Origin of the sequence: Bartonella taylorii 8TBB, from assembly GCF_902825155.1 — a bacterium.
Lineage (GTDB): Bacteria > Pseudomonadota > Alphaproteobacteria > Rhizobiales > Rhizobiaceae > Bartonella > Bartonella taylorii_A.
On record NZ_CADEAG010000036.1, the window covers coordinates 1 to 952 of the forward strand.

A 952-nucleotide genomic window follows, 5' to 3' on the forward strand; every position below is an offset into this window, starting at 1 on the left:
TAGCGAACTCCCCCCGAAAAACTAGCCCCAGAAAAACCAGCCTTCGTTAGCTTATGTTGATAAATCATATCAGCCTGAAGCAAAAAGTTTCCGGACAACCGCGCATTAAAGCCTAATCCAACCTCTAGGGAAGAACCAAACCCTCCTAACTGGAAAGTGTCTTTGAAACGCACAGATTGTCTTTCTCCAAAGCCATGAGAAAAATAAAGCTTGCCATAAAACGCCAGAGAATTCATTCCTTCAAATTCTCTAGGAATCTTGACCAAACGTCCACCAACACGTGCTACCCACTGTTCAAGTTTGCCCATCTCAATGTCAAAATTGTCAACATCACGGGCCTTACTAAACTGGAGATGTTGATAAACAACCTGGACCTGCGGATCAAAGACAAAACCTTCATATCCCGTGGCAAATGTCTGACCCCCAGTCAACGAAACGCTTAAAGGGTTGCCCTTCAATGTCGCTGTCTTGCCTCGTGCAGATGTAAGAACATCACCTTTTAAAAAACCATAGGAGAAAAGACCATCTACGTAGAAGCCGCTATCATGCTGCATACTGCCATATGCTGTACCAGTCCATTTATCAAAGACACTCTCTTGGCTTTTTTTAACCTTCAAAGGTTTTAGAAAAAGCTTTCCATAAGATCCCATGACACCTAAGGAGATGACGCTAGCAGCATTTTCAATTGTTTTTGACAAAATACCTGCCTCTACACCATTATAGTTAAGATTGCCTCCATAACCATACTCACGCGCAGACAAATCTGAAGCATAACTGTAACGTCCACCATAACCACGCAAATATAAAGCAGGGTTTTCGTGAACTTCTAGCATCCCACTGGATGTAGTTCGTAATATTTCCAATTGCTTGTTCTGATTACTGATATCCATCAAACCGGCATGGAATATGCTATTGGGCAAGAGTAGATAAGTCGGAACTTGCGGAACAACAG

1 protein-coding gene is annotated in these 952 nt (G+C 42.5%); it reads right to left on the reverse strand.

Features of this window, described 5'->3' with window-relative positions; translation table 11 throughout:
- A partial coding sequence (locus tag J7R13_RS08500; protein WP_208438281.1) for an autotransporter outer membrane beta-barrel domain-containing protein occupies window positions 1-952 on the reverse strand: 952 nt, incomplete at both ends.